This is a genomic window from bacterium (assembly GCA_041648665.1).
Classification (GTDB): domain Bacteria; phylum UBA10199; class UBA10199; order 2-02-FULL-44-16; family JAAZCA01; genus JAFGMW01.
In genome coordinates this window covers 57,987-80,951 of sequence record JBAZOP010000004.1, presented here as the reverse complement: position 1 = coordinate 80,951, position 22,965 = coordinate 57,987, and the positions used below count along the sequence as shown (strand labels likewise).

Annotated in this window: 19 protein-coding genes; 17 read left to right on the top strand and 2 right to left on the bottom strand. The window is 63.7% G+C overall.

All coding sequences use genetic code 11. The features are described from left to right. The 17 genes from WC683_03560 to lipB all read left to right on the top strand — a co-directional run. Positions 1 to 973, top strand: a 973-nt coding sequence (locus WC683_03560) for a proton-conducting transporter membrane subunit (protein ID MFA4971664.1), incomplete at its 5' end; no start/stop codon positions are given. Further along, positions 973 to 1,887 carry an NADH-quinone oxidoreductase subunit H gene (locus WC683_03555; GenBank protein ID MFA4971663.1) on the top strand — a complete coding sequence of 305 codons (915 nt, stop codon included), beginning with the start codon at positions 973 to 975 and terminating at the stop codon, positions 1,885 to 1,887. The genes WC683_03560 and WC683_03555, both read left to right, overlap by 1 nt. 3 nt (positions 1,888 to 1,890) lie before the next feature. Next, positions 1,891 to 2,544, top strand: coding sequence for a hydrogenase (locus WC683_03550; protein MFA4971662.1), 654 nt, complete (start codon positions 1,891 to 1,893; stop codon positions 2,542 to 2,544). Further along, the gene (locus tag WC683_03545) at positions 2,541 to 4,007 is read left to right on the top strand and encodes a proton-conducting transporter membrane subunit (protein ID MFA4971661.1); all 1,467 of its coding nucleotides are present in this window, start codon (positions 2,541 to 2,543) and stop codon (positions 4,005 to 4,007) included. The genes WC683_03550 and WC683_03545 overlap by 4 nt, the downstream gene beginning before the upstream one ends. Beyond that, entirely contained in the window at positions 4,004 to 5,479 is a 1,476-nt protein-coding gene (locus WC683_03540; GenBank protein MFA4971660.1) for an NADH-quinone oxidoreductase subunit C, read from the top strand. The genes WC683_03545 and WC683_03540 overlap by 4 nt, the downstream gene beginning before the upstream one ends. 7 nt (positions 5,480 to 5,486) lie before the next feature. Next, positions 5,487 to 6,260, top strand: coding sequence for an NADH-quinone oxidoreductase subunit NuoB (nuoB, locus tag WC683_03535; protein MFA4971659.1), 774 nt, complete (start codon positions 5,487 to 5,489; stop codon positions 6,258 to 6,260). A gap of 39 nt (positions 6,261 to 6,299) precedes the next feature. Beyond that, positions 6,300 to 7,601 (top strand): ribosome biogenesis GTPase Der, encoded by a 1,302-nt coding sequence (gene der, locus WC683_03530; protein ID MFA4971658.1) that lies wholly within the window; start codon positions 6,300 to 6,302, stop codon positions 7,599 to 7,601. 10 nt (positions 7,602 to 7,611) lie between these two features. Then, positions 7,612 to 8,436: a YihY/virulence factor BrkB family protein gene (locus WC683_03525; GenBank protein MFA4971657.1), complete on the top strand. Its 825-nt coding sequence runs from the start codon at positions 7,612 to 7,614 to the stop codon at positions 8,434 to 8,436. 211 nt (positions 8,437 to 8,647) lie between these two features. After that, a complete protein-coding gene (locus WC683_03520; protein ID MFA4971656.1) occupies positions 8,648 to 9,226 on the top strand; it encodes a hypothetical protein in 579 nt (192 codons plus the stop codon). Continuing rightward, entirely contained in the window at positions 9,199 to 10,482 is a 1,284-nt protein-coding gene (locus WC683_03515; protein ID MFA4971655.1) for a PQQ-binding-like beta-propeller repeat protein, read from the top strand. Before WC683_03520 ends, WC683_03515 begins: the two co-directional genes overlap by 28 nt. Before the next feature lie 8 nt (positions 10,483 to 10,490). Further along, complete coding sequence (locus WC683_03510) at positions 10,491 to 12,668, top strand: OmpA family protein (protein MFA4971654.1); 2,178 nt, start codon at positions 10,491 to 10,493, stop codon at positions 12,666 to 12,668. Positions 12,669 to 12,725: 57 nt separating this feature from the next. After that, complete coding sequence (guaB, locus tag WC683_03505; protein ID MFA4971653.1) at positions 12,726 to 14,192, top strand: IMP dehydrogenase; 1,467 nt, start codon at positions 12,726 to 12,728, stop codon at positions 14,190 to 14,192. Between the two features lie 8 nt (positions 14,193 to 14,200). Then, positions 14,201 to 15,742, top strand: a complete 1,542-nt coding sequence (guaA, locus tag WC683_03500; protein MFA4971652.1) for a glutamine-hydrolyzing GMP synthase — start codon at positions 14,201 to 14,203, stop codon at positions 15,740 to 15,742. 6 nt (positions 15,743 to 15,748) lie between these two features. Next, on the top strand, positions 15,749 to 19,216 hold the full coding sequence (gene dnaE, locus WC683_03495; GenBank protein MFA4971651.1) for a DNA polymerase III subunit alpha: 3,468 nt from the start codon (positions 15,749 to 15,751) through the stop codon (positions 19,214 to 19,216). A 14-nt stretch (positions 19,217 to 19,230) separates the two neighbouring features. Beyond that, on the top strand, positions 19,231 to 20,493 hold the full coding sequence (gene hflX, locus WC683_03490) for a GTPase HflX (protein MFA4971650.1): 1,263 nt from the start codon (positions 19,231 to 19,233) through the stop codon (positions 20,491 to 20,493). A 71-nt stretch (positions 20,494 to 20,564) separates the two neighbouring features. Then, positions 20,565 to 21,152, top strand: a complete 588-nt coding sequence (locus WC683_03485) for a CDP-alcohol phosphatidyltransferase family protein (protein ID MFA4971649.1) — start codon at positions 20,565 to 20,567, stop codon at positions 21,150 to 21,152. Further along, positions 21,149 to 21,820, top strand: a complete 672-nt coding sequence (gene lipB, locus WC683_03480; GenBank protein ID MFA4971648.1) for a lipoyl(octanoyl) transferase LipB — start codon at positions 21,149 to 21,151, stop codon at positions 21,818 to 21,820. Before WC683_03485 ends, lipB begins: the two co-directional genes overlap by 4 nt. Here the strand turns inward: lipB and WC683_03475 are convergent. Continuing rightward, positions 21,817 to 22,017, bottom strand: a complete 201-nt coding sequence (locus tag WC683_03475; protein ID MFA4971647.1) for a hypothetical protein — start codon at positions 22,015 to 22,017, stop codon at positions 21,817 to 21,819. The genes lipB and WC683_03475 overlap by 4 nt on opposite strands. 37 nt (positions 22,018 to 22,054) lie before the next feature. Continuing rightward, positions 22,055 to 22,954, bottom strand: a complete 900-nt coding sequence (locus WC683_03470; protein MFA4971646.1) for a diadenylate cyclase — start codon at positions 22,952 to 22,954, stop codon at positions 22,055 to 22,057. Positions 22,955 to 22,965: the final 11 nt, after the last annotated feature.

Here is a 22,965-nt window from a genome sequence, read left to right as displayed (position 1 = left end):
CAACCACGCGATCTTCAAGGTGCTGCTCTTCCTGGGTGCAGGCGCCGTGATCCGCGCCTCGGGCACCGGCGAGATCGACCGGCTCGGCGGGCTTCTGAAGCGCATGCCGCATACCGCGGCGGCGTTTCTCGTCGGCTCGGCGGCGATCTCGGGCCTACCGCCGCTGAACGGATTCGTCAGCGAGTTTCTCATCTATCTCGGCGCGTTCGCGATCCTGGTGACTCCGGGTGCGACGATCTACGGCGCGCTCCCCGCGCTGATCGTCATCGCTTCGCTGGCGCTGATCGGCGGGCTCGCGGCCGCCTGCTTCACCAAGGCCTTCGGCACGATCTTCTTAGGCGAGCCGCGATGCGATGAGGCGGCCCGCGCTCAGGAAGCGCCGATCCCCATGCTCGCGCCGATGATGATCCTGGCCGCGGCATGCCTCTGCATCGGGCTCGCTGCTCCGGCCGTGGTCCCGTTGCTGGGGGGCGCCGTCGGCGTCGCGGCGGGCTTCGCCGAAGGGGCTGCTCCGTCGGCGCTTGCCGAAGCCGCCGCAATCCTCGCGAAGCTCGTCGTCGTATTCGCGGCGCTGATCGCGATCGCCTGCGCGGCGTTGTCGCTCAGGCGAAGGCTCCTCGCGCGCCGGGCGGTGACGCGCACTGCGACCTGGGACTGCGGCTACGCGCGGCCCGCGCCCAGCATGCAGTACACGGCATCGTCCTTTGCCCAGCCGTTGACGAACTCCTTCGGGATGCTTCTCAATATCCATGAGGAGAGGGAAGCGCCGCAGGGCCTCTTTCCGCAGCGCGCCGCATTCGCATCGCACGCGCGCGACGTGGCGAGGGAGGGCCTCTTCGATCCGATCTTCTCGGCTGTGGCCTCCGCGCTGGCGCGTTTGCGCGTGATCCAGCACGGCAACGTGCATCTGTATATCTTATATATAGCGGTCGCGCTGATCGTGCTCCTGCTCTGGGCGTTCGGGGGACGTTGATGGCTTATTCATGGATTCACATCCTTTTGATGTTTCTTCTGGCGCCGTTGCTCGTGGGCGTGATCACCCGCGTCAAGGCCGTGATCGCAGGCCGCCATGGGCAGCCGGTGCTGCAGCTCTACTTCGATCTATGGAAGCTTATGCACAAGGGCGCGGCGATCAGCCGCACCACGACCTGGCTCTTTCCTTTCGGACCCGCCGCGACGATCGCGGCGGCGATGGCGGCCGCGATCCTGATGCCCTGCGGCGGGATCTCCGCGCTGATCTCGTTCCCCGGCGACCTGGTGCTGTTCGCGTATCTCTTCGGTTTGGCGCGGTTCGTCACCATACTCGCCGCGCTCGACACCGGATCGAGCTTCGAGGGCATGGGGGCCTCGCGCGAGGCCGCTTTTTCCGCGCTCGCGGAACCGGTGCTCCTGCTGGCGCTGGCGGCGCTGGCGCGCCTGGCCCAGAGCTCCTCGCTCAGCGGGATATTCGGCGCCGCGGGCGCAACGCTCTGGAGCTCGTCCGGCGCTACGCTGACTCTCGCGATCGCGGCCATGTTCGTGGTCATGCTGGCGGAGAACTCCCGCATACCTGTGGACGACCCGACGACCCACCTCGAACTCACGATGATCCACGAGGTCATGGTGCTCGATCACGGCGGGCCCGACCTCGCGTTGATAACGTGGAGCGCTTCGCTCAAACTCTGGCTCTTCGCGTCGCTGATCGCAGGGGCGGCGCTCCCTGCGCTGGGCGCTTCCCCGGCCGCGGCGTTGGCACTGCATGTCGCAGGGGTCTTCTCGCTTGGAATCGCCGTTGGGCTCGTGGAATCGATGATGGCCAGGCTCAAGCTCGTGCGCGTGCCGCAGCTGCTCACAGGTGCGATCGCGCTGGCGATGCTGGCGCTGATACTCTCGTTTTTGATGAGGTGAATCGTGGCTTCATGGGTTGGGATCGTGCTGGTCGTTTTGCTCTTGCAGAACCTGATGCTCCTGGGAACCGGGAGGGTGCGCGCCTGCGTGCGCATCGTCGCGGCGCAGGGGGTGATCTTGAGCCTGCTTCCGATCCTCGCGGCATCCGGCGCGCCGACGCTGCGCGAGATCGGACTCGCCGCGGCCAGCGCGGGCCTCAAGGGCCTGGCCTTTCCGTGGCTTCTCTTCCGCGCGCTGCGCGGTACCGGGGTGCGCCGCGAGTCCGAGCCCTTGCTCGGATACTCGTATTCGATCGTCGCGGGCATGGTCCTGCTCGGCTTCGCCCTGTGGATCTCGTCGCGCGCGCCGCTCCCGGAAATCTTCGTCTCCCCGCTGGCGCTTCCGGCCGCCCTGGCCACGATGTTCACGGGGCTCCTGCTCATCGTCTCGCGCCGCAAGGCGCTGATGCAGCTTTTGGGCTACATCGTGCTGGAGAACGGCATATTCGCCTTCGGCTTTGCGATGGAGATCCGCACCGGGCTTCTCGTTGAGCTGGGCGTGCTGATCGACGCACTGATGGCCGTGCTGGTGATGGGGGTGGCGATCTTCTACATGCATCGGGCGTTCGAGGCTATCGACGTGGATCAACTCTCGGCGCTCAAGGACTGGAACCCATGATCCTCGCGTTGCTCGCCATACCGACGATATCGGGCTTCGTCGCGTTCTTCGTGAAGCTGCCCTGGCTGAACCGCGCCCTGCTCATCGCGGCCGGCGCGGCGCATGCCTTGCTCACCGTCCTCTGCTGGTGTTCCGCGCCTTCGCCGGCGCTCGGCGGATGGCTGGCGCTGGACGCCCTGGGGCTTCTCTTCCTGAGCATCGTGAGCCTCCTCTTCCTCATGGCATCGATCTATCGCGTCGGCCTCCGCGCCGAGGCTGTGCGCCGGACGGATTTCGACGAGGGTTTTCTCTTCACGAATGCGCCGGAGGCCACCTTCTGCGGCTGCATGCTGCTCTTCCTCGCGACGATGACGCTGGTCTGCGTAAGCCGCCAGTTCGGCATCCTCTGGGTCGCGGTGGAGGCGACGACTCTCGCCAGCGCGCCGCTGATCTTCTTCCACCGCCACCGCCGCTCGCTCGAGGCGGCGTGGAAGTATCTGCTCATATGCTCGGTCGGCATCGCGCTGGCCCTGCTCGGCAACTTCTTCCTCGCGGTCGCGCAGCCGCAGCAGGGCGCGGGCGGTTCGATGCTGCTCGCCGAGCTGATCGATCGGGCGCGGATGGGGGCGATGAACGCAACGTGGCTCAAGGCCGCCTTCGTGCTGCTCGTCGTGGGCTACGGGACGAAGATGGGATTGGCGCCGATGCACACCTGGCTGCCGGATGCGCACAGCGAGTCGCCGTCGGTCGTCTCAGCGCTGCTCTCGGGCGCCTTGCTCAACTGCGCCTTCCTGGCGATCCTTCGCTCCCAGCAGGTGCTCGCGGCGGCGGGTCTGGCCCTCTTCGGACAGGAGATGCTCCTGCTCCTGGGGCTGCTCTCCATGGCGATGGCCGCGACCTTCATCGTGGGGCAGCCGGACTACAAGCGTCTGCTGGCTTATTCCAGCGTGGAGCATATGGGGATCCTCGCCGTGGGCGTGGGCCTCGGCGGGGTCGCCGTGTTCGGGTCGATGTTCCACGCGATCAACCACTCGCTGGCCAAGGGGATGCTCTTCTTCGTGGCCGGCAACATACTCTCCGCGTACCGCACCAAACACGCGGCCGAGGTCAGCGGGCTCCTCAGGAGGCTCCCGATGAGCGGCATCCTGTGGGTGGCGGGTCTCTTCGCGATCACCGGTTCGCCGCCGTTCGCCACATTCCTCAGCGAGTTCACGATTCTCTCCGCGGCCCTCGGCCAAGGGAGATTCGTCGTCGCTGTCCTCTATCTTGTTTTCCTGGCCATAGCGTTTGCCGGGATGGCGGTCGCCATGTTGCGCATGGCGCAGGGCAGCGGTCAGAAGCAAGAGGCCGACCGGCGCGAGGCGGCGCTGGCGGTGATTCCGCCTGCGATCTTGGCCGCCGCGGTCCTGGCGCTAGGGCTCTTCGTGCCTTCGAGGCTCGCGGATCTGCTCAAGGCTGCGGCCGCCGCGGTGGGGGGCGTATGACGCAGGTCGCGCTCACGGCGCACAACAACGAAGCGGTCGGCGCGGACGATATCCCGCGCCTCCCCATCGTTTCGTTTCGCGACGAAGTCGCCGAGGCGGTAATCTCCGGCGGAAGGCTGTGCGCGCTCTTCGGTGTTCCTATCAAGGAAAACGCGCTCGAACTGGTCGCCGTGGTCGGGGACGATGCAGAGGGCCGTCTCTCGATCCTCTCTTCGCAGGTGAGCGGCTCTTATCCTTCCCTCACTCCGGGCTGTCCGCAGGCGCACCTCTTCGAGAGGGAGATAGCGGAGCGCTTCGGAGTGCTGCCGATCGGGCACCCGTGGCTCAAACCGGTGAGGTTTGCGCATAGCGAATTCCCGGCGATCGGCGACTTCTTCCGCGTGGAGGGCCCGCAGGTGCACGAGGTCGCCGTGGGTCCGGTGCACGCCGGCGTGATCGAGCCGGGGCACTTCCGGTTCCAGTGCAACGGCGAAGAGGTGATGCACCTGGAGATCGCGCTTGGCTACCAGCACCGCGGCGTCGAGCGCGCGCTCGTCGGCGCTCCGAACCCGCGGACGATTCATCTGATGGAGACCGCGGCGGGCGATACGACCGCGGGACACGCGCTCGCCTTCTGCCATGCCGTGGAGTCGCTCTCGAAGAGGGGTGCCCCGCCGCGCGCGCAGGGGATTCGCGGCATCGCCCTGGAGCTGGAGCGCATGGCCAACCATGCGGGCGATCTGGGCGCGCTCGGCGGTGACGTCGGGTTCTTGCCCACGTCCGCGTATTGCGGCCGGCTGCGCGGCGATCTGCTCAACCTCACCGCTCTGCTCTGCGGAAGCCGATTCGGCCGCGGTCTCATCCGGCCGGGCGGCGTGCTCTTCGATCTGGATGACGCGCGCATCTACGAGATGCTCGCGCGCCTCGACAGGATCATGTCGGATCTCACGTCTGCTGTGGAGCTGCTCTGGGAGACGCCGTCGGTGCTCGCGCGTTTCGAGGAAACCGGGACCGTCTCGCGCTCATCGAGCGACGCGCTCGGCCTCGTGGGGCCTGCGGCGCGCGCCGGCGGGGTCGAGCGCGACGTGCGCCAGGATTACCCCTCCGGCATCTATCGGTTCTTCCGTATCCCTGTGTCGAGCATGAGCTCAGGCGACGTGTTCGCGCGGGCGTTCGTCCGCTGGCTGGAGGTCATGCGCTCAGCCGCCTTTGTCAGGGAGCAGGCGACGGCGCTCGCCGGAGGCCTGATCCGCGCCGAAGAGGGGCCGCTCTCCCCGAGGAGGCTTGTCGTCTCGCTCGTGGAGGGGTGGCGCGGCGAGATCTGCCACGTCGCGGCCACGGACAAGGCAGGGCGTTTTTCGACGTACAAGGTGATCGATCCGTCGTTCCATAATTGGGCGGGGCTGGCGATGGCGATGAGGGGCGGAGAGATTTCAGACTTCCCGCTCTGCAACAAGAGCTTCAATCTGTCGTACTGCGGTCACGATCTCTGAGGCGCATATGTTCGATATCATCCGATCGAGGATCAGACAGGGCTATCGCACGATGCCGTATCCCAGGCAGGAGCCCGCGATGCCCGACAGGTTTCGCGGCCTGCCGCGCATAGATGCGTCGCGCTGTCAGAAGGGATGCGCCGGATGCGAGCGGACATGTCCGGTCGGCGCGCTCTCGATTGGGGAGGGCGGCCCGCGGATCGATCTGGGCCGATGCCTCTTCTGCGGGGAGTGCTCGCGCTCCTGCCCGAACGGGGCCATAGTCTTTACGCAGGAGTATCGGCTGGCGGCCACGGATCGCCCGTCATTGCTCTTCACGGACGAGGCCCCGAAGGTCGAGGCGCTGAAGCATGAGATGAGGCGTCTCTTCAAGAGGTCGCTGCGCCTCAGGCAGGTGAGCGCCGGCGGATGCAACGCGTGCGAGGCGGATCTGAACGTCCTGGGTACTCTGGCATACGACATGGGACGGTTCGGCATCCAGTTCGTCGCCTCGCCTCGCCATGCGGACGGACTGCTCGTCACAGGTCCGGTCACGAAGAACATGAGGCTTGCGCTCGAGAAGAGCTATGAGGCGGTCCCCGCGCCGAAGATCGTCATCGCCTCCGGCGCGTGCGCGATATCCGGAGGCCCGTATTCAGGGCATCCCGAGGCCTCCGACGGCGTAGCCTCCCTCCTGCCCGTGGATCTCTACATCCCAGGCTGTCCGCCTCATCCCATGACCACGCTCGACGGGCTCCTGAGGCTTTTGGGCCGCATAGGGGTGAGACGCCAAACTCCTTGAAAGATCGTCGGGTTTTGTGATAGGGAGGCGCACTCCTCAATGAAACCTATAGTCGCCATAGTCGGCCGGCCGAACGTGGGCAAGTCGAGGTTCTTCAACCGCCTGGTCGGCGCGACCAGGGCGATCGTTGCCGATGAGCCCGGCATCACGCGCGACCGCCACTACGCTGACGCGGAGTGGCTCGGCCGGGAGTACATCGCCGTCGACACGGGAGGGCTGGACCTCGATCCTGCCGCCGACCTCGAGCACGAGATCTCCAAACAGAGCCTGCACGCGATAGAGGAGGCGGACGCGGTGATATGCCTCTTCGACGGCCAGCATCCGCCGACCTCCGACGATCACGAGATAGTGAATAAGCTCCGCTCCGTGAAAAAGCCGGTGCTCTTCGCGATCAACAAGATCGACGAGGCGTCGCACGAGTCGATGCTCGCGCAGTACCACGAGCTCGGGGCGGGCGATCTCTTCCCGGTCTCATCGGAACACGGCAGGGGGGTGGACGATATCCTGGACGAGCTCTTCCGAAGACTGCCTCACGAGGGGGCGCCGTCCGATGAGGCCGCCCCGGGGCTCAAGATCGCGGTCGTGGGCAGGCCGAACGTGGGCAAGTCCACGCTGGTCAACAGGCTCGCGGGCGAGCCCAGGGTGGTGGTCCACGAGAAGGCCGGGACCACGCGCGACGCCATAGACGTGGAGGTGGAATTCGACGGGAAGAAATACGTCTTCATCGACACGGCGGGCGTGAGTCGCCGCTGGGGCCTGGCGGAGCGGGTCGAGAAGTTCACCGCCATGCGGAGCCTTCGCACCATAGACAGGGCCGACGTCGTGCTCCAGCTCATCGACGGGAGGGAGGGATTCACGAGGCAGGACGCCCACCTCATGGGATTCATAGCCGAGGAGGGCAAGGGGGTTGTGCTGCTCATCAATAAATGGGATGAGGTGAAGACGGGAGTGGAGGAGTACCAGCAGAATCTGGCCGACGCCCTGGGGCAGCAGGGCGAGGTGGCGACCCTCCCGATATCGGCGAAGACCGGCTACAACTGCCTCAAGATATTCAAGCAGATCTCGGGCATCGAGAAGGCCCTGTCGACGAAGATCTCGACCTCGGCGCTCAACAGGGTGATCGAGGAGGCGCTGGCCGCTCACCACATGCCGGTGCACAAGGGGAAGCAGGTCAAGATATACTACGGGACTCAGGTGGGCGTGAAACCGCCCACGTTCGCGCTCTTTTCGAATTATCCGGCCGCCGTCCCTTACACGTACAGGCGCTACATCATCAACAAACTCAAGGAGGCCCTGGGCGTGAAGGGTATCCCTGTTCGGATCGTGATGAAGAGGAAGTGAAAGGCGCAGGATGAGATTCATATTCAGCGTCATAAAATCCTTTATCCAGGACCGCTGCCTGCTGATGGCTGAGAGCATATCCTTCTGCGCGCTCCTCGCCGTCATACCGATCGGCATGTTCATGGTCTCCATCGCCGGCTATTTCCTGGGTGCCTCGCAGGAGGCGCTTCAGCGCATAGTGGAGGTGGCTGCGGACGTGCTCCCGGTCGGCAAGGAGCTCTTCGTGGCCAACCTCCAGTCCGTCCTGGACCAGCGCGCCTCGCTCGGCATCTTCTCGATCTTCGCGCTGGTCTTCATCTCCACGATACTCGTGAGCTCGATAGAGCTCGCGCTGGACGCGATCTTCAAGACCGCGAACAGGCGCAACTTCTTCCATTCGCGCCTGCTCGCCATCGCGCTGATCTTCTGGGTCACGCTCCTTTTCTCGCTGCCCACGATGCTCCGGGTCCTCGCGGGACTGCTCGAGCGATACGGTTTCGCGATCCCGCTCTCCGGGATGATGAACGGGAGGGTGTATTTTTTCCTGGTCTCGTTCCTCGCCTATCTCATGATGGTGGTCGTGGTCCCCAACCAGAAGGTCTTCATACGGTACGCGGTGGTCGGCGGGGCCTTCTTCTCGATGGGCATCGGCGCGGCGAAGTGGCTTTTCACCGCGTATCTCGCCTTCTCGATGCAGCGCTATAACGTCGTGTACGGCTCGCTTGCCGCCGTCGTTCTCTTCGTGGTCTGGATATTCTACCTCTCCGCGCTCATGCTCTTCTCGGCGGAGATAGTCGCGGCCATGCAGGCGCGCCGCTTGTTTCACCGGCGAAACGGATCGAAAGCGCAGGCGTAGCGCCGGGCGGACGCCGCCGTAATCCGGCATCGGCCGATCGCATTGACATCGCGCACCCCCTCTGGTAGTCGCCCGATGTCAAAAACAGAGACCGCGGAGGTGCGCCATCGCAACCTACAAGAGACTCCCCAGGGGAAAGAACAAGCCTCACGACGAATTCAAGGACTGGACGGTCCACGCGCTGATCTGGATCAGACATCACTGGGTCTCCGTGCTTGAGCTGGGCGCGGTCGCGCTCTTGGTCATGGCGGTGATGATGGGAGCTACGGCCTACGGCAGGCATCGCTCCATGTCCGCGGCCGACGCGCTCTACGAGGCGGAGAGTCTGCCCGCGGCCTCTGCGGAGAGGGTGGAGAAACTCAAGGAGGTAGCATCGAGCTACGCCAGATACTTCGCCGGCAAGAAGGCGATGATGGACCTGGGGCTTTACTATATGTCCGAAGGCAAGAACGCGGAGGCGGAGGAACAGTTCCTCAAGCTGTCCGACGGCTCCAGGAACCAGCCGATGCTGCGCATCGCGGCGCTTCACAAACTCGCGGAGATCAAGCTGGCGAACGACGACCCCGCCGCCGCTGCGGACATCTATCGAAAGGCCGCGGCCGATCCCTCCAACCTCATATCAAAGGCGAGCGAGCTCATGGCTGCCTCGTGCCTGGAGAAGGTCGGCGACTACAAGGCGGCTGAGGACCTTTACAAGATGATCATCGAGGATGCCGGGGAGCAGGACAAGGGCGTCCGTGCGGTCAGCGAGGAGCGCCTGCTATGGCTTACGGCAAACGGACACATCTGACGACGGCGATGTCGGTCGCTCTCGCTGCGGCGATCTGCGCCTTCGCTCTTTCCTCTGCGGCGATCGCGGAGCATCAGCCGTACAAGCGCCACTTCACGAGCCAGGAATCGCAGAGGCGCAACGAGCAGAGGCGGGCATCGGGCCTCACGGGAGAGGCGCCTCGCCGCTGGAAGGTGAGCAAGGACCGCATATCCAGCCTCAAGAAGTCTTCCTTCTGGAACAAGAAGCCGTATCAGTTCTCAACGCCTCTCGTGGCCGATGGCAAACTCTTCATAGGCGCGGATGCCGGCAGATTCTACGCCTTCGCGCTTCCGCGGGCGAAGAAACTGTGGGAGATCAGGACGGAGGGGCCCGTGCAGTCCAGGGCCGAGTATTCCGAGGGCAGCGTCTTCGTGGGCGATGCCAAGGGGGTGTTTTATTCCCTCAACGCGGAGGACGGCGCCGTCCGCTGGAGCCAGAAGCTCGACACCGAAATACTCGCCGCGCCGCTCGTCGCCGGCAGCAGGGTCTATGTCTCCACGATGTCGGGCAGGCTCTACGCCCTGGACGCGGGGAGCGGTTCGGAGCATTGGCACACTGACACCTCGGAGAGGGAGTTCGGTTTCTCCGTGAGAAGGGCCGCCGCGCCCGTCTACTCGAACGGGCTGATATACCAGGGCACCTCGACCGGCGATATCCGCGCCATCCGCGAATCGGACGGATCGATCGCGTGGGTCAGGAAACTGGGCAACATGCGCGAGATGGTCTACGACGTGGACAGCACGCCGTTGCTCTACGAGAACAGGCTGTATACCGCTTCGGCGGACGGCGCGCTCTATGCGCTCAACCCGGGGAGCGGCTCCGTGGATTGGACCAGCGAGGGGGGCGGCGTCGGCGACATCCGGGTGCACGAGGGGAGGCTCTACAGCTCCGGCGGAGGGAGCCTGTACGCGCTCGATCCCGCAACCGGAAAGATCTTCTGGCAGCAGGATCTTGAGAAACCGGCCATATCCTCGCCGGCTGCGGGCCAGGGTTTTATCGCGGTGGTCTCCACGACCGACAAGATCTTCATAATCGAGAGCGAGACAGGGGACATCGCCTACGAGCGATTCGTGAAGAAGGGGAGCTTCGGCGACCCGTTCGTGCATGAGAACAAGGTCTATATGCTCAGCAACTCGGGCAAGCTCTATTCGTTCAAGGTCGAACGCAGGCATGAGAAGGAGAAGAAACCGAAGAAGTCCGGCAAATCGGTTGCCAGATTGACGCACATTTGGTAATTTGAAGCATGTTTTCGATCAGGAAAACGGTCTTATCCGCCGTTCTTGTCGCTGCCGCGACGCTGCCCTCCGCCGCCTCATTTGCCGACAGCCTCACCTTCAACTCAAGGTTCTTCAGGCCCGCCACAGGCCCGAACACGTATCTCATGCTCTATGACACCCAGACGCTGCGTGCGCTGCAGTTCGACGCGGGCCTCTATTTCGATTACGCTTACGATCCGCTCAACGTGCGTTTCGGCACTCAGCCCACGCAGAAGGTCATCAACAACATGCTCGCGGCCGATTTCGTGGCCGCCATCGGGGCGTTGGACTTCCTGGAGTTCGGGGTGGACGTCCCGTTCGTGCTCATCAACTCGCTGCTCGATCCGTACACGACCGGCGCAACCAGAAGCAATGTCATGGATATGGGCGACATCAGGCTCGAGGCCAAGGCCAGGGTGCTGGATGCGTGTCGCAAACACATAGGGCTCGCCTTCGTGCCGTTCATCACCTTCCCGACCGGAAAGTCCTCGCATTTCGTGGGCGAACCGGGCTTCACCGGCGGTCTCGTCGCGGTGCTGGACGGGAGGATACATCCCAGGTTCGGGATGACGCTGAACCTGGGGTACCAGGGGGGCAAGAAGACCACGGCCTCCAACGTCTCCCTCCAGCATAAGTTCCTCGTGGGCCTGGGCGCTGAGGGAAACTTCGACTACGGCATCGACGCGTTCGGCGAGGTAAATGCCGAGGGCAGCTTCTCCAATCTCTTCAGCAACGTGGACAACAACCCGACCGAAGCCATGGCCGGAGTGCGCTGGAACGTGAAGCAGACAGGCGTCACGCTGCACGCAGGCTTCGGCACGTGTCTTATCTGCGGCGTCAAGGGCGCCAGGTTTCGCTCTGTGCTGGGCGCCAAGTACAGGCTGATGACGCCGAAGTTCAAGGCCAAGGAGATGACGCGGGGCCCGCTGTGCTCCTCCGCATATGCCGGATTCACGAAGAGCCAACTCTATAATCTTGCGAAGGACTGTCCGCCCGATCCGGCGGAGTGGAAAGAGGGTGTTCACGATGACGCGTGTCCGAAGTATTATGAACTGAAGGAGCTGGCCACGCTGGTCCTGCGTTGCCCGGCGAAGGCCGAGGACTTCGATCCGCGCTACCACGACCAGGCGTGCCCCAAGGTCTTCGACCTCTCGGAACTCTATTCGCCCGAAGAGGTCCGCAACATAGTCTCGTTGGGATTGGCGGAGATGAGCCTCGTGTGTCCGGACGACCCGGCCAACTTCAACGCGCAGATACACGACCAGGCCTGCCCCAAATATTACGACTTCGAGGATTCGAGGCTGCTCGCAAAGACCTGCCCGCCGCCTGAGAATTTCAAGAGCGGCGTGGACGATCCGGCGTGCCCGAAATACTATGAGCTGGTCGACACCTACGGCGAGATCGACTGGGGCGAGGTGGATCGGCTGGCCATGCTCGAGAGCCAGCGTTACGGCGGGATACGCGGCGGAGAGATACAGACGCTCACGCCGGTCTATTTCGATTTCAACAGCTCCGTGATCCGCTCCGATTCGATACCCGGCATCGAAGAGGTGATCAGGTTCATCAATTCGACCCCCTGGATCAGCAACGTGAAGATAGGCGGGCATGCGGACGCGATCGGGACCCCCTCCGCCAACGAGACGATCTCGCTCAAACGGTGCCGCGTTGTGATCGAATATATGCGTTCGCACGGTCTCAGGCCCGGCGTGGAACTGCAGCCGGTGGCCTACGGTTCCGCAGATCCGGCTGCCGCCAACGATACGGAAGAGGGCCGCAGGCTCAACCGCAGGGTGGTCTTCACGATCTCGGATGCGCGCTACGGCGGCCATATGCCGAAGGTGCAGAGGCTCATGGAGCCTGTTTACCAGCCGGTCTATGAGCCTGTGCTCGAGCCGATCTATGAGGCGCCGAAATCGAGCGCCCCTGTCCCGGCCCCATCGCCGGCGCCCGTCCCAGCACCTGCGCCGATGCCGCAGTCGGCGCCGATCCCCACTCAGCCCTATTATCAGCCGGTCTATCAGCCTGTGTATCAACCTGTGCAGGAGTCTGAGGGCGCTGCCCAGTCTCAGCCCCAGTCTGGCGCCGTGATCAACGTTCCGCCGGCAATCGACGAGGGCAGGACCGGCGATCTGGCCCCTGAAGTCGCTCCGCGCAGGGGTCAGTGAGATCCCAACCGTCTCTAGCCCTTGACATCGGCGGCTGTGCAGATATAGGGTCCCGCAATGTTGGGCGACCGCATACAGGAAGGTCTCACCTTTGATGACATACTGATCGTCCCGGGCCAGTCCGATTTTCTCCCCAAAGACGCCGACATCAGCACCTGCCTCACGCCGGAGATAAAACTCACGATACCGCTCGTCTCAGCGGCCATGGACACGGTCACGGAGTCGGCGACTGCGATCGCAATGGCGCAGGAGGGCGGCATCGGAATCATCCACAAGAACTGGGATGCGGGCACGCAGGCGGCCGAGGTCAGGCGCGTGAAGAAGTTCGAGAGCGGCGTCGTCTCTGAGCCGATAACGGTCTCCCCGGACAAGACGCTCGAGGAGCTGGAGAGGCTTTCGCGGCAATACAACATATCCGGCTTTCCGGTGACCGAGGAGGGCCGGCTCGTCGGCATGATCACGCGCCGCGACACCCGCTTCGAGGAAGACCTCTCAAGGCGTGTGGCCGAGATGATGACCCCCCTCGATCGGCTCGTCACCGCAAGGCAGGGGGTCACGCTCAGCGACGCGCGCAACATGCTCAACGCAAAGCGCGTGGAGAAACTCCCTATACTCGATTCGAGCGGCAGGCTCATCGGGCTCATCACCACGCGCGACCTCAAGACCGCGAAGCTCAATCCCAATTCCGCGAAGGACTCCCTGGGCAGGCTGCGGGTGGGCGCTGCGGTCGGAGTCGGCGATAAGGAGATGGCCCGCGCAGAGGCGCTCGCCGAAGCCGGGGTCGACGTCATCGTGGTCGACACCGCGCACGGTCACTCATCCGGCGTCATAGCGATGGTGAAGAGGATCAGCGATGCGTTCCCGAAACTCGAGATAATCGGCGGCAACATCGCGACGCCGGACGCCGCAAAGGCCCTGGTCGACGCGGGGGCTTGCGCTGTGAAGGTCGGGGTGGGGCCGGGCTCCATCTGCACCACCCGCATCGTCGCGGGCTGCGGCGTGCCGCAGGTGACCGCCATAGCGAACGTCGCATCGTACACGAGAAAGAAGGGCGTGCCGCTGATCGCGGACGGCGGGGTGAAGTTCTCCGGCGATGTGGTCAAGGCCCTGGCCGCCGGCGCATCGACCGTCATGATCGGATCCATGTTCGCTGGCACGGACGAGTCGCCCGGCGAGGTGGTCCTCTACCAGGGCCGCAGCTACAAGGTCTACCGCGGCATGGGCTCGATAGAGGCGATGAAGAAGGGGAGCAAGGACCGCTATTTCCAGGGGGACGTGGAGGACGCCGGCAAGCTGGTGCCCGAGGGCATAGAGGGCCGCGTGCCGTATCGCGGGAAACTCCGCGACGTGCTCCACCAGATGATCGGCGGACTCCGCTCCGGCATGGGCTACGCAGGCTGCAGGAGCATCGGAGAGCTCTCCACGGACGCAAAGTTTGTGCGCATCACTCCGGCAGGTCTTCGGGAATCGCATGTTCACGGCGTTATCATCACCAAGGAAGCGCCGAATTACTCGGTGGAATAAGGCGTTTGATGGATCCCAACCGCATCCTGATATTGGATTTCGGCTCCCAGTATACACAGCTGATCGCGCGCCGTATCCGCGAACAGAAGGTCTACTGCGAGATATGGCCCTGCACCTGGCCGATCGAAAAGGTGCGCGCCTTTGCGCCGAAGGGGATAGTGCTCTCGGGTTCGCCCGCGTCCGTGACCGATGCCGCCGCTCCGAAGCTCGACCCGGAGGTCCTCTCGCTCGGTCTGCCGGTGCTGGGCATCTGCTACGGCATGCAGTCCATGGCGCACATCCTGGGCGGCAGGGTCGAGAAGTCCCCCAAGCGCGAGTACGGGCACGCGCTGATCCAGGCCGAGGAGTCGCACCCGTTTCTCGCAGGCGTGAAGGTCTGGCCCATGCCCGTGTGGATGAGCCACGGCGACAAGGTTGAAGCACTTCCTCCCGGGTTCCGCGCGATCGCACACAGCGCCAACTCGCCCTTTGCCGCCATGGCCGATGAGGCGAATCGGCTGATCGGCGTGCAGTTTCATCCCGAGGTCGTGCACACGCCTGAGGGCGTCGTTCTCCTCCGCAACTTCGTGCTCTCCATCTGCAAATGTAAACCCACATGGACCATGGAGTCCTTCATCGAGTCGCAGGTCCGCGAGATCCGCGAGAAGGTCGGAGAGGGCAAGGTGATACTCGGCCTCTCGGGCGGGGTGGACTCTTCGGTCGCCGCCGTGCTCCTGCACAGGGCGATAGGGGATCGCCTCTTCTGCATATTCGTGGACAACGGCCTTCTGCGCAAGGGTGAGGTGGACAGGGTCGAGAGGCTTTTCCGCGGCTCCTTCAAGATCAACCTGGACGTGGCGCGCTCGGAGCAGCGCTTCCTCAAGAGGCTCAGCGGCATCGAGGACCCGGAGGCGAAACGCAAGGCGATCGGCGCCGAGTTCATCGCGGTCTTTGAGGAGGAGGCGAAGCGCATCGAGGGCGTAGCGTTCCTGGCGCAAGGGACGCTCTATCCTGACGTGATCGAATCCGTCTCGTTCAAGGGGCCGTCGGCCGTGATCAAAAGCCATCACAACGTCGGGGGCCTGCCGGAGAAGATGGGGCTTAAACTCATAGAGCCGTTCCGCGAGCTCTTCAAGGACGAGGTGCGCGAGGTGGGCCGCGAACTCAAACTGCCTGTTGAGATCATACAGCGCCAGCCGTTCCCCGGCCCGGGGCTCGCCGTGCGGATAATCGGAGAGGTGACGAAGGAGAGGCTGGATCTCCTTCGCGACGCGGACGAGATCCTGATGCAGGAGGTGAAGGCCGCCGGGCTGTATAACTCCCTGTGGCAGAGCTTCTGCGTCCTCCTTCCCATAAACTCCGTGGGGGTCATGGGCGACGAGCGTACGTATGAGAAGGTGGTCGCGGTCAGGGCGGTCAACTCGAGCGACGGCATGACCGCGGACTGGGCCAGGCTCCCTCATGATCTCCTGGCCTGCGTCTCGAACCGGATCATCAACGAGGTCCGCGGCATCAACCGCGTGGTCTACGATATCTCGTCAAAGCCGCCGGCAACCATAGAATGGGAATAGAGGGCTGTGTATCACTCCAATTTCGTACATCTGCACGTGCACTCCTTTTACAGCCTCCTCGACGGGGCGGCTCCCATCGAGGCCTTGGCCAATCGCGCCAAGGAGCTCAAGATGCCGGCGCTGGCCATAACCGACCATGGCAACCTCTTCGGCGCCATAGAGTTCTATCAGACCCTTTCCAAGGCAGGGGTGAAGCCCTGCATAGGCTGTGAGGCCTATCTTTTGACCAAGGGGTCGAGGCTCGTGAGGAACCTGGGACAGGAGGGGTCGCTCTCCCACATCACCCTGTTGTGCAAAAACAGGGAGGGATATCGGAATCTGTGTCGTCTGGTCAGTTCAAGTTATTTAGAGGGGTTCTATTATAAGCCTCGAATTGATAAAGAGATATTACGCGAGCACAGCAAGGGGCTGATCGTGCTCTCCGGGTGTTTGAAAGGGGAGGTCGCCCAGGCCCTGGCAGCGGGCAACTGGGATGCGGCCAAGGGTGCGGCAGAGGAGTTGGCCGCCATATTCCCTGAAAACCGCTTCTTCCTGGAGCTCCAGGATCACAACCTCCCTGACCAGGAGGGGGTGAACGGGGGGCTGATAAAGCTGGGCGGCGAGCTCGGCATCGGGCTCGTGGCCACCAACGACGTCCACTACATCACGCGCAAGGACGCGGCTGCGCACGACGCGCTCCTGTGCATACAGACCGGCAAGAACCTGGACGACCCGGAGCGCATGAGGCTCGGCAGCCAGGAGTTCTATCTCAAGAGCCCGGAAGAGATGGCCGAGCTCTTCTCCCACTGCCCCGAGGCGCTCTCCAACACGGTGGCGATCGCGGAGAGGCTCAACCTCGATTTCGACTTCAAGACCTACCATTTCCCCAAGTTCGTGCCGCCCGAGGGACAGGATCTAGCCACCTATCTCGAGGCGAGGGCGAGGCAGGGTCTGGAGCAGAGGTTCGCCTCGATATCTCAGCGCAGGCCCGAGGCCCGCGACGAGACGAGAAAGGCGTACGAGGCCAGGCTCGATGAGGAGGTCAAGGTCATCGTGAAGATGGGCTTCGCCGGCTACTTCCTCATAGTCGCCGACTTCATAGGTTATGCGCGGAGCGTGAACCTGCCGGTCGGGCCGGGCCGCGGCTCCGCCGCCGGATCTCTCACCGCATACTGCCTCGGCATCACGAACATCGACCCTATCGAGCACGGGCTCATCTTCGAGCGCTTCCTCAACCCGGAGCGCATCAGCATGCCGGACGTGGACATCGACTTCTGCAAGCGCCGCCGCGGCGAGGTCATCGACTACGTTGCGAAGAAGTACGGCAACGTCGGCCAGATCATCACCTTCGGCAAGATGAAGGCGCGCGCGGTGGTGCGCGACGTGGGCAGGGTTCTCGGCATCCCTTACGCCGAGGTGGACAAGATCGCCAAGCTCATCCCCGCCACGATAGACATGACGCTGGACGAGGCGCTGAAGATCGAGCCCCGCCTCTCGGAGATGGCGCGCAAGGACGAGAGGGTCTCGCACATGCTGGAGATAGCGCGGGGGCTCGAGGGATTTCCCAGGCACGCATCCACGCACGCGGCCGGCGTCGTGATCTCGGACCAGCCTCTCACCGAGTTCCTGCCGCTCTACCGCGGGTCGAAGGACGAGGTGGTGACCCAGTTCGACATGAAGGCGGTGGAGAAGATGGGGCTCGTGAAGTTCGACTTCCTCGGCCTCAAGACGCTCACGGTCATAGAGGACGCGATAAAGATCATCGAGCAGAGGAGCGGCGAGAGGATCGAGATAGACGCGTTGCCGCTCGACGATCCGAAGGTCTTCGAGAAGCTCTCCGAGGGGGACACACAGGGCGTGTTCCAGCTGGAAAGCTCCGGCATGACCGACCTCGTGATGAAGCTCAAACCCACCGCGTTCGAGGACATCGTGGCCCTGGTGGCGCTCTTCAGACCGGGCCCCTTAGGCTCCGGCATGGTGGACGACTTCATCAACCGCAAGCACGGCCGCACCGAGATCAGGCACATACTGCCGCAGCTCGAGGATATCCTCCGGGACACCTACGGAGTGATCGTCTACCAGGAACAGGTGATGCACATCGCGAACCTGCTCGCCAGCTACACCCTGGGCGAGGCGGATCTGCTCAGGCGCGCCATGGGCAAGAAGAAGCCCGAGGAGATGCAGAAGCAGCGCGACCGCTTCGTGACCGGCGCCGTGGCCAACGGGCTGGGCAAGGCGAAGGCGGAGCAGATCTTCGACCTCATGGCCAAGTTCGCCGAGTACGGGTTCAACAAGTCGCACAGCGCGGCCTACGCCATGGTCGCCTACCAGACCGCCTTCCTCAAGGCGCATCACCCCACCGAGTTCATGGCGGCCCTGCTCACCTCTGAGAAGGACGTCACGGACAAGATACTCGCGTACATGAACGATTGTCGCGCCCACGACATCAAAGTCCTGCCCCCCGACGTGAACGAGAGCGACCGCGATTTCTCCGTGGTGGGGGACAACACGATCCGCTTCGGGCTGGCCGCGGTGAAGAACGTCGGCGAGGGAGCCATCGAGAGCATCGTCCAGGCGAGGAACGAGGCCGGCAGGTTCGCCTCCCTCTTCGACTTCTGCGAGCGCATCGACACCAGGCGCGTGAACAAGCGCGTGATAGAGAGCCTCATCAAGTGCGGGGCCTTTGATTTCGCCGGCGTCCCGCGCGCGGCCATGCTCGCGGCGCTCGACATGGCGATGGAGATGGCGGCCTCCAGGCAGCGCGACCGGCAGAGCGGGCAGACCGGGCTCTTCGACTCGATGCCGCAGGGCGCGGGCGCGATGCCTGAGCCGGAGATGCCGGACGTCTCCGAATGGGGCGAGAGGCAGATGCTCGCCTATGAGAAGGAATCGCTCGGCTTTTACATCACCGGCCATCCGCTCGCACAGTACGAGCAGATGCTTGGGCAGTATGCGAGCTGCGACATGGCGACCATCGCCGAGGCGGGGGACGGCGCCGAGGTCCGTTTCGGCGGGGTCGTGAACAAGCTCCGCGAGATCACCACCCGCCGCGGGGACCGCATGTGCTTCGCGACCATCGAGGATCTGAAGGGCTCGGTGGAGACGGTGCTCTTCTCGGACGTGTTCGCGAACTGCTCTCAGCTCGTCAAGGGGGATCGCCCGCTCTTCGTCATAGGTACAACGGACGCCGACGGCGAGAACGTGAAGGTGATCGCCAGGGAGGTGATGCTGCTCGACGAGGTCCCGCAGCGGCTCACCAAGAGCGTGCATTTCTTCCTCTCCCAGCCCGAGGTGACGCCCGGCCATCTTTCGCAGCTCAAGAGCGTGATCGCGCGCTTCCCCGGCGAGTGCCGCGGGTTCGTGCACCTCGTGATACCGGACCGCACCGAGACCGTGCTCTCGCTGCCCGACGAGCTCAAGATCTCGCCGTCGCCGCAGCTGGTCGCGGATGTGAACCGCCTCTTCGGGCACAACGTGACCCGATTCATGTCCTGACCTCAATGGCCAAGATGCGCGCACATCGAAGCGTCTCACGCAGGCAGAAGCCGCAACGCGCGCTCATAGTGGGCGTCGGCAGGCCCAAACAGAACCGCGCCGTGAAGGAGCGCTCGCTGGACGAGCTCGCCAGGCTCATCGACACCGCAGGCGGTGTGGTGGCGGCAAGGATATCGCAGGAGGTGCGCCGCGCCGATCCGGCCACGTTCTTCGGCAAGGGGAAGGTGGAGGAGATCGCGCTCCTGGCAACCGAGGCGGCGGCCGACCTGGTCGCGGTGGATTGGGAGCTGACCCCGGTCCAGAACAAGAATCTCGAGGATCGAATGGGTCTCCTGGTCCTCGACCGCACGGCGGTGATCCTGGACATCTTCGCGCGCAGGGCGGCCACCAGGGAAGGGAAACTGCAGGTCGAGCTCGCCCAACTCAAGTATCTGGCGCCGAGGCTCGTGGGCCGTGGGAAGGTCTTCTCGCAGCAGGTGGGCAGGATAGGCACCAGGGGTCCGGGCGAGACCGCGCTCGAATACGACCGCCGCAGGGTGAAGGATCGCATCGCGTTTCTCAAGGGCAACCTGGAGCGCGTGCGCTCGCATCGCAGGTTGCACAGGGCGAAGCGCGACTCGGTTCCCGTGCCCATGGTCTCGCTCGTCGGCTACACCAACGCGGGCAAGTCCACGCTCATGAACGCGCTCACGGGCGCAGGGGTCTTCGTGGAGGACAAACTCTTCGCCACCCTCGACCCCACTGTGCGCAGGATGAAATTGCCCTCGGGCAGGGAGATCCTGATCGCCGACACGGTTGGTTTCATAAGCAGGCTGCCCCACCAGCTGATCGAGGCCTTCAAGTCCACCTTCGAGGAGGCGGCCTCCTCGGCCGTGCTCCTCCACGTCATAGACGCGAGCGACGAAGAGGCGCGAGCCCACGCGGAGGTGGTGGAGAAGGTGCTCTCGGAACTGGGCATGGCCGGGAGCCCCAGGATCGACGCGGTCAACAAGTGCGACTGCGTGCAGTCCCATTACCGGGGCGACGAGCGCGCCGTCCGCATATCCGCCATCACAGGGGAGGGGTTGCCCGAGCTCGTCGATATGCTGGATCGCAATCTCAGGATCGATTTCAGAAAGGTGACTCTGCTCCTGCCGATGGAGAGGGGAGACGTGCTGTCCGAGATCTATCGGGTGGGCCACGTGGACGCCGTGAAGTACGGATCCAGGGGGATCAAGGTCGAGTGCAGGCTGCACGAAAAGCAGTGCGGCCGGTATCGCGAATTTACGGTTCGATAGTGCGCAGGCATTTCCTCTGGATATTGTATCGGAGATCATGTATTTAATATAAAGATACGGGGGAGAACTGAATGAGAGTAACGCCGGCGGACGTCCTCACAATCTTCAGGCTTGTGCTCACGCCGGTCTTTCTGGCCCTCTTCGTCATCGGCCAGGACGGCTGGGCGCTGGCCGTCTTCTGCGTGGCGGGCGCAACTGATTTGATCGACGGGACCGTCGCCAGGCTCACCAAGAGCCCGTCGAAGATGGGGGCGCTCCTCGACCCGATAGCCGACAAAGCGCTCATCCAGACGTGTTTCATATCTCTCGGCGTCGCGAAGATCCTTCCCTTTTGGTTCGTATTGTTCGCCCTTGCCCGCGACCTGATGATAGTCACCGGGATCATCTATCTCACCAAGACCAAGGTGGAGCTTCCCCTGAGGGCGATCGTGGTCTCCAAGATAGCGACCTTCTCCATGCTCCTGGTGGCGGCGCTGGGGCTCGCGGTGAAGATGGACCCGGGGCTCGCCTTCATGGGCTTGCGCTTGTCCGTCTGGCTGATCTACGCGGTCATCGTCACCTCCGCTCTCATCCTCGTAAGCGGCGTCAGATACATGATGCTCGGGTTCGAGATCCTCCGCAGAAGGCGCATGCACGACGAGCGCTACAACAGCAGATGAGCCGCGAAAAACCTATCATCGAATGGCAGGACCTGGGCGCGGTCCGCTACGCCGATGCGTGGTCGCTGCAGGAACGGTTGCGCGGGCAGAGGCTCGCCGGAGAGATCCGGGACCGTTTGCTCCTGCTCGAGCATCTTCCGGTGATCACGCAGGGCAAGAGGGGTATCTCCTCCGACGTGCTCACGCCTGAGGATGAGCTCGCGAAGGAGGGGATAGATCTCTTCGTCACCAACAGGGGCGGCAGGGCGACCTATCACGGCCCCGGGCAGGTCGTTGGCTATTTCATCTTTGATCTGGGCTCGATCGGGCTTGGCGTGAAGGAGTTCGTGCGCGCGATCGAGGGGATGCTCATGGATGCGCTCGCTGGGTTCGGCATAGAGGCCGCGCGCGACAAGGATCATCCGGGCCTCTGGGTCGGCTGCGACAAGATCGCTGCGATCGGCCTCCACATCTCCCACAACGTCACGCAGCACGGCTTCGCGCTGAACGCGAGCTGCGACCTTGCGCCTTATCGGCACATAGTGGCGTGCGGGATCAGCGACAGGGGGGTCACGACCATGGAGCGCGTGCTCGGCCGGCCGCAGCATATTGGGCAGATCAAACGCGCGATCGTGCGCGCCGCCGCGGGGGCGTTCGGCTGCGAGATGGTGGAGATCAGTGGGGGCTAGCCGTGCGTGAAGGTGAGGCCCTCTTCCGCCTGGGCCGGTTCTTCGTCGCCTTCCCGGGGGATTTCGACCAGCATCCCGCGGGACTCGTCGTCGGCGAGGCTGCTAATATAGGCCTCGTAATCCTTTCGGCTGATCTTGCCTTCCCTCAGCTCGCGTTCGATCAGCCTCACGTCGAACTTCACCTCTTTGCTTTCCATCAGCTCTTTCCTTGACATGGTGTCTCTGCTCCGATCATCACTTTTTGGATGGGGCCTTCTCGATGTGCATTATGATTTTGCCGTCCTTGAATATCCGCACGTCCCCGGAGGACTCCGATATAACAAACGCGACGGCGCGGGTCAAGGTCGTGATGCCCGCGGCGGCAATGTGGCGGCTTCCCAGACCGCGCGGCAGGTGAGACTCGTCCGTCGCCGCGCCGAGATAGCGTCCGGCGGCGAGCACCGTGCCGTCGTCCGCGATGACGAATGCGCCGTCCATGGCCGCGAACTCGCGCATGGTCTCCTTCATGGAGCAGGTGAGGATGTTGCGCTCCTCCTCCTCGTAGCCGCGGAACGGGTTCATGATCATCTGTTTGGAGAGCTGCATCACCTTCTCGTGGTCGCCGACCACGAAGATGGTGCCAAGCGGTTTCCCCTCGCGGCCTGTCTCGGCCAGCTCGATGGTGAGGTTGAGCACGGCCTGGAAGAGCTCGGGCTGCACCGTCTCGGAGAGCCTGGCCACGCTGCGGCCCAATATGAGCTCCGAATCTTTGGAGGTGTCCACCGACTGTATGAGGTCCAGCGGCCCCGAGTCTGCCGGGCCGACGGCGAACACCAGTTTGTCGCCCGGCTTCACGATCTCCTGCGAGAGCGCCAGGGTCGTGCCTATCTTGATGAGCGAAACCCTGGTGAGGGCTATTCGCGGAAGAGTGAGGACCGCGGTGGCCTTGGAGAAGAGGGCGCCCTTGTCCTCGTCCAGGCCCTCCCGTTTTTTCTTCCTGGTGATGAGCACGAGCTTGCGCTTCCTGGGAACAGGATCGGCAAACTCCATATCGTCCAAGGGGTCCGCGTGGATCATGATGGCGGCTGCCGAAATCTTGGCCGCTATTTTGAAGGCGGTCTTCAGGAAGAGTTCGTTCTCGCTGTTCATCGTCATGACAATTACAT

Coding starts and splice junctions, on each gene's coding strand:
- WC683_03555 (MFA4971663.1), top strand. CDS start 973: ATGGCTTATTCATGGATTCACATCCTTTTGATGTTTCTTCTGGCGCCG.
- WC683_03545 (MFA4971661.1), top strand. CDS start 2,541: ATGATCCTCGCGTTGCTCGCCATACCGACGATATCGGGCTTCGTCGCG.
- WC683_03540 (MFA4971660.1), top strand. CDS start 4,004: ATGACGCAGGTCGCGCTCACGGCGCACAACAACGAAGCGGTCGGCGCG.
- nuoB (MFA4971659.1), top strand. CDS start 5,487: ATGTTCGATATCATCCGATCGAGGATCAGACAGGGCTATCGCACGATG.
- der (MFA4971658.1), top strand. CDS start 6,300: ATGAAACCTATAGTCGCCATAGTCGGCCGGCCGAACGTGGGCAAGTCG.
- WC683_03525 (MFA4971657.1), top strand. CDS start 7,612: ATGAGATTCATATTCAGCGTCATAAAATCCTTTATCCAGGACCGCTGC.
- WC683_03515 (MFA4971655.1), top strand. CDS start 9,199: ATGGCTTACGGCAAACGGACACATCTGACGACGGCGATGTCGGTCGCT.
- WC683_03510 (MFA4971654.1), top strand. CDS start 10,491: ATGTTTTCGATCAGGAAAACGGTCTTATCCGCCGTTCTTGTCGCTGCC.
- guaB (MFA4971653.1), top strand. CDS start 12,726: ATGTTGGGCGACCGCATACAGGAAGGTCTCACCTTTGATGACATACTG.
- guaA (MFA4971652.1), top strand. CDS start 14,201: ATGGATCCCAACCGCATCCTGATATTGGATTTCGGCTCCCAGTATACA.
- hflX (MFA4971650.1), top strand. CDS start 19,231: ATGCGCGCACATCGAAGCGTCTCACGCAGGCAGAAGCCGCAACGCGCG.
- WC683_03485 (MFA4971649.1), top strand. CDS start 20,565: ATGAGAGTAACGCCGGCGGACGTCCTCACAATCTTCAGGCTTGTGCTC.
- lipB (MFA4971648.1), top strand. CDS start 21,149: ATGAGCCGCGAAAAACCTATCATCGAATGGCAGGACCTGGGCGCGGTC.
- WC683_03475 (MFA4971647.1), bottom strand. CDS start 22,017: ATGGAAAGCAAAGAGGTGAAGTTCGACGTGAGGCTGATCGAACGCGAG.
- WC683_03470 (MFA4971646.1), bottom strand. CDS start 22,954: ATGACGATGAACAGCGAGAACGAACTCTTCCTGAAGACCGCCTTCAAA.